8 protein-coding genes are annotated in these 10,488 nt (G+C 57.7%); 5 read left to right on the forward strand and 3 right to left on the reverse strand.

Annotated features, from left to right (window positions below):
- The first annotated feature begins 192 nt into the window (after nt 1-192).
- The 5 genes from EV561_RS35965 to EV561_RS35985 all read left to right on the forward strand — a co-directional run bounded on the left by EV561_RS35965 (nt 193) and on the right by EV561_RS35985 (nt 6,558).
- On the forward strand, nt 193-921 hold the full coding sequence (locus EV561_RS35965; protein ID WP_245513266.1) for a tyrosine-type recombinase/integrase: 729 nt from the start codon (nt 193-195) through the stop codon (nt 919-921).
- A complete protein-coding gene (locus tag EV561_RS35970; RefSeq protein WP_132528632.1) occupies nt 918-3,278 on the forward strand; it encodes a hypothetical protein in 2,361 nt (786 codons plus the stop codon). The genes EV561_RS35965 and EV561_RS35970 overlap by 4 nt, the downstream gene beginning before the upstream one ends.
- Complete coding sequence (locus EV561_RS35975; RefSeq protein WP_132528633.1) at nt 3,271-3,723, forward strand: hypothetical protein; 453 nt, start codon at nt 3,271-3,273, stop codon at nt 3,721-3,723. Before EV561_RS35970 ends, EV561_RS35975 begins: the two co-directional genes overlap by 8 nt.
- Nucleotides 3,723-4,133, forward strand: coding sequence for a hypothetical protein (locus EV561_RS35980; protein ID WP_018240389.1), 411 nt, complete (start codon nt 3,723-3,725; stop codon nt 4,131-4,133). The genes EV561_RS35975 and EV561_RS35980 overlap by 1 nt, the downstream gene beginning before the upstream one ends.
- 139 nt (nt 4,134-4,272) lie before the next feature.
- Entirely contained in the window at nt 4,273-6,558 is a 2,286-nt protein-coding gene (locus tag EV561_RS35985; RefSeq protein ID WP_132528634.1) for an AAA family ATPase, read from the forward strand.
- Between the two features lie 44 nt (nt 6,559-6,602).
- Here EV561_RS35985 and EV561_RS35990 read toward each other — a convergent pair whose 3' ends face one another.
- The 3 genes from EV561_RS35990 to EV561_RS36000 all read right to left on the reverse strand — a co-directional run bounded on the left by EV561_RS35990 (nt 6,603) and on the right by EV561_RS36000 (nt 9,152).
- Nucleotides 6,603-7,697 carry a S66 peptidase family protein gene (locus EV561_RS35990; RefSeq protein WP_132528635.1) on the reverse strand — a complete coding sequence of 365 codons (1,095 nt, stop codon included), beginning with the start codon at nt 7,695-7,697 and terminating at the stop codon, nt 6,603-6,605.
- A gap of 753 nt (nt 7,698-8,450) precedes the next feature.
- Nucleotides 8,451-8,690, reverse strand: coding sequence for a GNAT family N-acetyltransferase (locus EV561_RS35995; RefSeq protein ID WP_132528636.1), 240 nt, complete (start codon nt 8,688-8,690; stop codon nt 8,451-8,453).
- A gap of 39 nt (nt 8,691-8,729) precedes the next feature.
- Complete coding sequence (locus EV561_RS36000) at nt 8,730-9,152, reverse strand: DUF805 domain-containing protein (protein WP_132528637.1); 423 nt, start codon at nt 9,150-9,152, stop codon at nt 8,730-8,732.
- Nucleotides 9,153-10,488: the final 1,336 nt, after the last annotated feature.

Raw genomic sequence — 10,488 nt, forward strand, 5'->3', positions numbered from 1 at the left:
TATCGACGACCTGCTGCCCTTCAACTATAAAAAACAGACCGCATAAGCTGCCGCTTCAAGCCGATTTACGACGTGCACTGAAAAGCGCGCTTACCCCGGATCGAAATCGCCGATGTGCGTCAGTACACGACAGGCGCAGTGCACGTCGCTGTGACAATAATCAAACAACAGGATCAGGCTAAGCGAATACGCGTGACGAAAAGGATCAAGCGCGAATGGGCTCCGTTATTCGTCGAGCTGGTCAAGCGCCGAGAGATGGGCGTCATCCAACCTGAGAAGGGTGTGCCCCCTCGCCTTCTCTTCGGGCTGACACCATCCGGTGTTAGCCAGGCAATCCTTAAGCTCACATCGGAGGTGACCGGGGAAGGCTGGTCACCGACCGACCTCAGACATACTGCGGCACAACGCCTTGCAGACGGCGGCATCTCGCACGTCGGATTAACAGAGTTCATGGGTCATTCCAGCGACCGTATCGCCAACGTCTACTTCGACGCGTCGCCGTCGCAGGCCAAGCACATCAACGATGCCCTCGCTATCTCACCCATCTACAAAAACGTGGCCAAGATCGCGACGACGAGGACCATCGACAAGGAGATGTTGCTGGGTCTTCCAGCCGAAAAGCAGATCGGCGGCGTGCCTCACGGGATTCCTATTGCTGGAATAGGCGGTTGCAACCTGGGTCAAAACCTCTGCATGAAGAACCCAGTGTTGGCTTGCTACACCTGCTCTCAGTTCATGCCCCTCAACGATCCCGAAATCCATCAGGAGGTCGTGGACAGCCTCCGTCCAGTGGTGACGGAGTTCGCCGCTGCCTCGCGCAACAACCAACAATCCCCCGCGTACGCTCAATTGAAGAGCACCCTCGACGCCGCAAGACGTGTTGCCGAGGAACTGAAATCCGATCGTGAGGACGAAGGATGAACCCGTTCTATTCCGAATTCGTCGCCACGGCCAAGACGCTGGCTGCAGAGCGCAGCCTAAGCTGGAATCTGATCTTTGATGGTGATGGCAAGGTCAGCAAAGAGACAAGGTGGAACCTGACGGAGCTTAGAGGCGGGCTCTCCAAACCGGTCTTATGGCTCGGGCAGGTCGGTGTGGACGCCGCACCGTTCGAGAAACTAAACGATATCAGATTGGAAATGGGGCAAGGTCTCTTGCTGCCAAAGCCCATGTCTCCTCATTGGCTGGACTTCTTCCAGTCCGTATTGATCCACCAGCTTCTCCTCAGCCAGACGAAGCCTGGGAGCGCCGTTCAAGTGGGCGCTGGTATCCGGCGGCTAGCACCTGCCGCAGAGGATACGCCGCCATGGGCAGTCACCCCCGATCAAATCCAACAGGCCTACAATGCCGTTCTGCGATCCTCTGAATCCGGCAAGCAGGCGCTCGACTTCGTGACCATGATCAGGAACGTCATCGACAAACAAAAGCTTGCCGACATTCCTGCTCTGGCCCGTTTCTGCCAGCCGTATGCCAGCAAGGAAGCGATGGCCGCGCAGCAGCGGGCCGACGCTGTCAAAGACCGCCAAAACGCCCACGGCGGCCGCGAGAGCCTGCGGCGCAGCCTAGCTGAACGGAAGTCGGCGTCCAAGCTTCCGGATGAAAAAGCATTCTGGGAGCTGGTGCGAATTGTGTTCACCGAGACGCCCCTGTCCTTCTCGGATGCGATCCGGTTTGCGGCGTTCGCAGTTCAGATCATCATGGGCTTTCGGATCGGAGAGGCCGCCCTCCTTCCACTGGACTGGAAGCGTTGGCGCGAGTACCTGGATGCCGACGGCAGACCGGCCGGAGAGCATGGTGGGTTCTCTCGCTCGCTGATCATCAGGTACTTCGCCGAAAAGCAGGAAGAGGATGATCTGGCCGAAGGCTTGGCCCTGTACGAGAACATCCAGCACGTTCCGCCGATGTTCGAGGAGATTTTGGTCGAGACCCTCGACCACATCGCGACCATCACTGCCCCACTGCGCAACCGACTGAAACGGCAGTCTGAAACGGGCCGCATCTTTCCCGAGTATGCCGAGGACGCGCTCGTTCCTGCCTGGGAGATGTATGTCCGCATGACAGGAAATGCTGTCTTCTCGGACGCAGAGGTTCCGCCGGAGCTGATACGGCAATACCGTGAGGGCTATGATCCCCAGTTACTTCTGGACATGCGCGAAATCCACTTGCATGGGCGTCCAAAAGGCATGCCTGCTTACTGGTTCAGGGGAGAACTAGCTTCAGTGCCTATAAGAGATGCCTTCGGCATTCCGATTATCGGTAATGTCAAGTGGCGTGAGGCGCTGGTGCGCGTAGGCGACGTGGAGAGTTACATCCACGAACATATCGGGACGAAGGTGTCGGACACGACACCAACTACTCTCACGGATGGCTCCAAGTTCTATCCTCATGAACTCCTGTTCCTTATGCCGATTAGGAACCTGATCGAGGGGCGCAACAACGGCCTTCTCGACACGACCATGTACTCGGCCATTGGCACCTTGGAAAAAGGTCCACTGAACGTGTCGTTGAGCGGCAAGGGAAGCGGCGAAACTCTCTTCCAGCGGTACGGCAAGACGGACGAGGACCGAGCGCTGACACTGACCTCTCATTCCCTGCGGCACCTTCAGAACACCGAGCTGTTCCGCCTTGGCGTCGCCGACACCATGATTACCAAGAAGTTCGGTCGTCGAAGTGTTCAGCAGAGCTACGAGTACGACCACCGAAGCCTTCATGAGGACATCGAACATATCGACGTTCCACCGGAAGCCGAAGATTCTCTCGGCGATAAGGCGCTTCAGGTCTACAAGATGATCGCCGCCAACAAGGTGCGTGGACCTATCGTCGATGAGTTCCGGCGTGTCCAGCGCGAGTATGGCGACGACGCAGCCTTCGACTACCTGAATGCCGAGGCGGACGGTCTCCATGTCACGCCCTATGGCCTGTGCGTGAATAGCTTCACCAGCGATCCCTGTCCGAAGCACCTCGAATGCTTCAACGGCTGCCTCCACCTTGCCCGAACCGACGTCGTCGAAGAACGCGTTCATCTCGAAAAGCTTCGGGATCGTTTTGCGAAGATCATTATCCCGTTGGAAGCTGTCCCTGAAGGCCGTCGATATGCGGGGTGGGCGAACCAGATCGCGCACGCCCGCATCCGCTACGAGAACATCGGCAAGGCGCTCGCGACGGAGCCCGGCGACCGCCCCTTCCCCGATGGCAAGGACCTGTCCGTGACGCCCGAGCAGAAGTTCGGTAATACCATCATCGACACGATGAAGCGCTTGAGGGACCTCGATGATTGATAAGAACGCCCATCTTGAGGAACTGCTGGAGGCGATGATCGCCGAGGACGAAACCATCACTGCCAGAGCCATCGTCCGGCGCAGCGGCGACGTCTTCAAGAACGCCACCGATATAACCCGGAATGTCGACCGTCGCACCAAGTTCGAGACTGCTCAACGAAAGCAGGAGACTATAAGGGTCGCGATTGGTCGCAGCAGCGGCAAGTCTCGCCCAGAGCTGGAGCGGCTGGTCGAAGTGAAGAACGCCGAAATCGACGAGCTTCAGGGCGACAGGCAGCTCATAATCGCCTCACATCGCATGATGATCCTCGCTGTCGCCGAAATGGGCGGCTTCTCGAAATGGAAACGGTTGTTCGAGGGATACCAGGCAGCAGTCGACAAGCTCGACAGCATGGATGCCATTCCTTCCGGCGAGGTGGTCGCCCTTCCTCCGAGGAAGCCCTGATGGCGCGGGGAACGGGCAAGAGCGGCGTCGAGGTCGCCCAGGAACATGTCGATGCCCTGGAGTCCTATCTGGAGAACCTTGGCGATCAGCCGCTTCCACGTTACGGCGGCGTCGAGCTGAACAAGAGTGCCATTGCCAAGGCCTGCGGCTTCGACCGTCAGGTCTTCCGGACCAATCCCCGCTGCGCCGAAATCCTGGGCAACGCCGACGACCGTGATCGCAAGGCCAACCTGACCCGCCTCGAACAGGCGGAAGCGGACCGCGAGCAGAAGGCAAAGGTCGATGGCAATCAGATGGCCTTGGAGGAAGAAAACCTTCGGCTGAAGGCGGAGAACGCCTCGCTCCGCCGCGACCTAGACCGCATGAAGCGATTGAGCGCGGTGATCGCCGAGACTGGGAGACTTCCATGATTGGGTGTTTGAAGTCTGGTCCTCGGAGCCGCGCCGTCGTGGCCCCGACAGGTCATGGGAGCTGGATCGCAGTGAATGAGGCACAGGGACCCGCGACGGCACGTCGTGGGTGGCCGCAGTGAACGGAGAGCCAGAGCCCATGACAGGGGCCAATCAACGACGGGGTGGCGCAGAGGGGCAGACGTTCCTGGTCCTTGGTGAGCGTTCTGAGCAGTCTTCCTGGGAGCTGTCCATCACGTCAGTCCATGCCAGCCGGTTCGGCGACCATGTCATTATCGGCCGTGACGAGACCGAACAACTCCGCCGCGCCCTCGTTCCTTCCAAGAGGTCGCCGCGTGATCCGGCCGTCGGCGAGACGTGGCGCGTCACAGGCTGGATTCAACTGCATCCAGAATATGGTCCGCAGCTTCATGCCGAGGTGGCCCTGCCCCTCGTCACCAAGGGGCGGGCGATCATCCGCCACCTTGCTTCCGACAAGCGCTTCGTCGGTATCGGCTGGGCGACAGCAGAGAAGGTTTGGGAGCGCTTCGGCGAGAGCATCTACGACATCATCCGGGATCGTGATCTGAAGGCGCTCGCAGAGGTCGTGGGGGCGGATCGAGCCATCGCCATCGTCGACGGCTTCGGCATGCTTGCCGAGGAGGTCGAAATCTTCCGATGGCTGGATCGTTACGGCGTCTCGCCCCGTGTGGCTGGTGCCGCTGCCCGTGTCTGGGGCCTCGGTGCCATCGGCCGCATCAAGGCTGACCCGTACACGATGACATTGCTGGAGCCATGGAAGGACGTCGACGCGCGAGCGCTCCGGCTTGGCGTCGCCCTCGACGATCCGAGACGGCTGATGGCCTCCGTAGAAGAGGCGTTGGCGATCCGCTTCCGGGGCGGGGACATGGCCTTCTCTTCCCCAATCCTGAAGCCTCTGGTGAAACGCCTGCTGGCACCTTGGACGGGCGATCCGGCGATTGCCATCGATCTGGCCTTGGCGAACGATCGCGTGGTGTCGCCGTCATCCGATCTTCTTCAGTCGAGAGCCTGTCGGTTCATGGAGGAAGAGGTCGCCAGACATGTCGACGAGCGCATCGGTCGCGAAGTTCCGGGATTCGACGGCAGGCTCGTCGTCGACGCCATGGCCAAGGTCGAGGCCGAGATCGGTTACTCCCTCACGGATGCACAGCGCGAGGCGGTCTTCATGGCCACGACCTGCGGCGTCTGCGTGATCAGCGGCGGCGCTGGCACGGGCAAGACGACAGTCGTCCGGGCGATCCTTGCCGCGTTGGAAGCCATCCGTGACGGCCTTCCGGCTTCGCAGCGCCATGGCGTCGAACACCTGCAAGTGGCTCTGGCGGGCCGCGCCGTCCGGCGGATCAGCGAGGCGACAGGCCGCCCGGCTAGCACCCTCTCGCGCCTGGTGCACGACATCGAGGATGCTGGCCGTCGTATCGAGGCGGGAACCGTCATCTTCGACGAGTCCTCGATGCTCGACACCCCGTCGATCTACCGGGTGCTCGCCCAGTTGCCCATCGAGGTCAACCTGGTCTTCATCGGCGATCCTGGCCAGCTTCCACCCATCGGTCCCGGCCTGCCCTTCCACACCATGGTCAAGGCGTCGAGCATTCCATCGGTCACCCTCGACGTCGTTCACAGGCAGGCTGATGCTACCGGAATTCCCGCCGTTGCATCCGCCGTGCGCACCGGAAAGGCGGTCGGTCTCCGGCGCTTCGATCCGAACGTCGCCCTGACACCCGGTGTCTATCTCTTCCCGGCGTCGAAGGACGACGTGGCTGGAAAAACGATAGCGGCCTTCCGAGCAATGTGTGGCCGGGCTCCAGCCTATGGCAAGACGGCCGTCCTGCACGAGATGGACGTCCAGATATTGACGCAAGTGAAGAACGGCCCCGCCGGGTCGAAGGAACTGAACCGCGCCGTCGAGGTCGAGTACATGGGTAAGCAGCCCAACGTCGAGGATTGGGGCCTGAGCCTTGGCTCGAAGATCATGTGGCTGAAGAACGACTACTCGAAAGCCCCTCAGCTCGACGCCGAAGGGAAGCCTGTCTCCGACAAGGTAACGGGCGATCCGATCTGCGCAGGCTTCATGAACGGCTCTCTGGGCGTCGTCAGCAAACCCCATCCCAAAGGTGCCTGGGTGCGGTTCGACGGCGGCGCTGAGGACGTGATCACCACGGCCGATCTCGAAAAGCTCACCCACGGCTGGGCGATCAGCGTCCACAAGGCTCAGGGGTCGGCATTCAAACGGGTCATCATCCCTGTCGTCCGGTCGAAGCTGCTGGACCGGACCATGCTCTATACCGCGATAACTCGCGGCATTGAGACCGTCGTTCTCGTCGGGGACGACGACCTCATCAACGAGGTTGTGTTGACGGACCCGAGATCGCTCGCTCGCGACCAAAGCCTAAATTTTGGTAGATAGAAGGCCGACAGCTCCAATAAATATTGCAGGCGACTAGCTCGCCTTCAAAGCCGTGTGCCATCCGACGTATTAGAAATTGGGGGCCTTGTCGAAGCTTCCAGGACTGTAAGCCTCGCCGTGTTGCAATCGATTTGTGCTTTTATCCCGTAAGGCAACGTTGCCATCGGCTGAGTGTGACCAAAATCAAGACCGGACAATACAGGCAGATGCGATAACCCCTCCTCAGCCAATACGTCTACAAAGACTTGTTCAATTTTGGTCTGATAACTCTCGTCACCAGCAGGATCGGGTCGAGCGATCAGAATGCCATTCAAGACCTTCAATATGCCTTGGGCAGCGAAGTTGCGAAGCCAGTACCTGATAAAGTTAGCGGGCGGAGCGTCTTCCGACGTCTCGTAGAATAGAATGGCTCCTGTCCAGACCGACATTGGCGGCCACCAAACGGTCCCCTTGAGCATCTCTAATACTTCGGAGCAACCGCCGATCAATCGGCCCGCAACCGTGCCTTTGCCCTGGAGAATCCGAGGGGTAGTCGGCGGCTGCAATTGGCGTGGTTGCGTTTGAGCAGACACATCGCTCCAGTCTGTCTTCTCCGTGGTCCAGCCCTCCTCGTTAAGAGGAATCTGACCTATGGGATCGGAGCTGAAAATCGCTCGTCGTACGCCGTTTATGGTGTACTCGTGCATGCCGCCATTCTCTGCAAAGCCGGACATGATGCTCGGCCCGTAAAACGAGACAATACCAGCAGCCAAGCATGCGAAATGCAGCGCTGTCGTATCAGAATATCCAAGAAACACCTTAGGATTCTCGCGTATTACATCCAAATCCAAATGCGGAATTAGCCTGATAGCGTCGCTCCCGCCGATTGTAGCAATAACACCTTTGACCGTGGGGTCTCGGAAGGCTTCCAACATGTCGGAAGCACGCGCAGCCGGATTGGAGGCAACCCATTCGGCCGGAGCCAAAGTGTGAGGCATCTCTACAACTTCAACGCCGAAAACTTGTTCGAGTTGTTGCTTGCCGAATTTATACCACTCCGGCAGAACCGATGGCCCTCCCCATGATGGCGATATCGCCGCTACCCGATCACCCGGTGCAAGTCGGACAGGTTTTAATACTTGGTATTGAAACGGCGACATTCACTTTAACCAGTTATGAAACCTCGGCTCCTGTTACGTAAACGGATTTATCCTACAGAGGCAACAACAGCATTCCGGAGGCGAGCTACAGCGTGCCAATGTGTTGCGTTTGGTGCCAGCGTCTGACGCAACAAACGTAGTTTTTTTGGGAGTGCAACGCATGCTAGCTAACGATAGCGACCAAAACGCCTGCATTCGAGGAGGATTTGATCACTCACTCACCCAGCTTCAAAGCCGAAACCGCACTCTTTGGAACTCGCGAGCGGTTTGCTGGCTGTTGCTTTTTGCCCTGTAATGACCTTTTAGGCAACGATGTGGAAACAGTGTAAAAGGTCATTACGACCGTTGCTTTTTTTCTTGCTGCGTTTGACTGTGCCGCTTCCGTACGCCAGCGAGAAGTCATGCCCGTCAACCTGAATTCTTCATTCCTTCCCCCATCCGATGCGTGGCCTTGCTGCCGTCGGCTCTTATGGAGCGCCACGGTTCTGGGCAACGATCTGGATCGACGTGTGCAAGACCAAGCTGGAGCCGTCTACACGCCGTAACCATCTGTCAGCGTTGGATCGCTTTTATGCTGGGGTCAAAAGGCAACGTGGCACTGATTGCCTTGACCAATTGATCGCCGATGCCGACGCCGATGCACTTGAGGATTGTCTTAGCGGCTTTCTTGCGCAGCTTCGAAACGAGGCTGCCGTCGACCGGGTCGACAAGTCGTCCACGTGGACATCCGTTGTGACGTTTGTGACGGAGATGTTACGACGTGCGGGCAAGGGTGATCGCCAGCCGATAGGCGGAACCCGTGCGCCACTCCTCGGCATGACCGAAGAACCAGTTGGTCATCTTCTCAATGTCAGGCGGAATTGTCGCCGACGCGAGATTGCGGGCGACCTCGTGATTGGACCTGATCTCAATGGCGCGTTCGACGTCGTGCGGCACCGTCGGACGTAGCACGAGGCGTTCGGTGAATAAGCGGATGGAATTGTTATCGGTCACTATCGGCCTCGCGAGCGGCATCGGATGGCGCGCGGTTGATTATGTTTCCTCAATCTTCCCATTGTGTAAAACAGCATACTTGACATCGGCTCGCCCAGCATCTGATCGCGGGGTGTCGAAGCGATCGCCCGCTGGCGATGACGGAAAGATGCAAATAACCGCGATTGCAATCGGACCGACCAAAGGAATCAGGCAAAGCAGCACCCACCAGCCTCGCCAACCGATGTCATGTAACCGACGTACCGTCGCAGTCCAGTTTGGGATGCAGAAGAATGCGAGAACCGACGCGACCAACCAACCTGTCGGGAAACCATGTAGATGTGGAATTTGGAAGACACCTTCCAACAAGCCAGCTGCCGCTGAAAACCCGAGCAGCCACAGGACGTAAATCCAATAGCCTTTGCGACTCAACCTCCCGGATAACTTGAAGTAATCCCGTAGAATGTCCGTCAGATAGTGCATTCGATCCCCCCAAGAATGCTCTATGCAACCCTACAGATTACTCCTCTCAAATCAACTACGACCAATTTCACGTACAGGCTGTTTATATCCGACCAATTTTTATATACTTTGGGTGTCGCGGCCTAATGAGCGCTTGGCCTCTTGAATTCTGTCGCCCGCCGAATATTCCCGGGGATCTATGCGCACCTTTGTCCAGCAACATTTAATTCCTTATCGGGCCCTGCTACTTCTTGCTGCCTTGGCGCTATTCATTGCTTTCCATCAGCATGAGTGGTTTTAGCGCCGTTCATGCTCATCGCTGCATTTGTGGCGATCGGTAGTTTCTTCAATCGCATTATCGGCGAGACGACCGTCAGGAAGCTTTCTGCTTATATTCCCGTAACCCCAGTCGATTTGTTCTACCTGTTCCGATGGCTGTGGCGCGGTTGCCCGAAGATCGATCAGATAAGGGACTTAGGGCTTTAGCCCCACCCCAAAGAAAAGACGCGAAAGCTCTCTGTTTGAGACCAAGAACTAGCTGGAGGTGCGAATGGTGCTAAAGTATATTCCGAACGTTATCGCAAAATCTGTCGTCCTTTGTATCGCTTTGGCGCCCACAATAGCGCATTCGGAGACGGTATCCGCCCTTACCCTCCCACCAGCTACCCAGATTACAAAGCTTTCTTGCAGGATTTGGCGCAGCGCGCCAAAAACGACGAAAGAAAACTTTCGGCTTCACTCAGAGCATTCGGCTTCACTTGTCGCACCTCCGATGCCAAGCGCTCGTTTCAATGCGTGAGATTTGCTTGTGCCTCCGACTTATCCGTTGGATGGGGATTGTTTGAATGGTCGGTTAGCGGAAACGTGGATCAACATTTGAAGCCTGCGTTCGACGGCGGAGCGATGAGCTATGGGAGTTGGAAAGGGTGTTACGCGAAGCAGAGTATTGTAAACGAGCAGAAAGCTTTCATAGAGAAAATAAAGTGAGGTAAGCACTCGCCGCGTGAGGCCCGGGGCTGCCACCCACACCCATACTTCGGGTGTGGGTGGTTAGTTGATCTCGGGGCTTTCTCTGGGACAGCACTTGACGAACACTCTCATCGGATGGACGAATTCCAATTAACTCACATCAGCGTTCCGAAGAATACATGACCTCGTTACCTGGTTTAGATCGAATGTCAAAGGTGCGCAAAATCGTTGCGTTCACCTTCAGTTGCGCTGGCCTTGTCTTTGCAGGTTGGCTCGGCTTTCACCTGGCCGGCATGAGATCGGCGGTGGAAAAGTCGGCCACGGTAGCGGCGGAATAGTCCAGCCGCGGGCGGAGTAAAATCCGGCCACCTATTTCCTTTCTGCAATG

The sequence above is a fragment of the Rhizobium sp. BK376 genome (genome assembly GCF_004341625.1).
Classification (GTDB): Bacteria; Pseudomonadota; Alphaproteobacteria; order Rhizobiales; family Rhizobiaceae; genus Rhizobium.

Coding starts and splice junctions, on each gene's coding strand:
- EV561_RS35970 (WP_132528632.1), top strand. CDS start 918: ATGAACCCGTTCTATTCCGAATTCGTCGCCACGGCCAAGACGCTGGCT.
- EV561_RS35980 (WP_018240389.1), top strand. CDS start 3,723: ATGGCGCGGGGAACGGGCAAGAGCGGCGTCGAGGTCGCCCAGGAACAT.
- EV561_RS35985 (WP_132528634.1), top strand. CDS start 4,273: ATGACAGGGGCCAATCAACGACGGGGTGGCGCAGAGGGGCAGACGTTC.
- EV561_RS35990 (WP_132528635.1), bottom strand. CDS start 7,697: ATGTCGCCGTTTCAATACCAAGTATTAAAACCTGTCCGACTTGCACCG.
- EV561_RS35975 (WP_132528633.1), top strand. CDS start 3,271: ATGATTGATAAGAACGCCCATCTTGAGGAACTGCTGGAGGCGATGATC.
- EV561_RS36000 (WP_132528637.1), bottom strand. CDS start 9,152: ATGCACTATCTGACGGACATTCTACGGGATTACTTCAAGTTATCCGGG.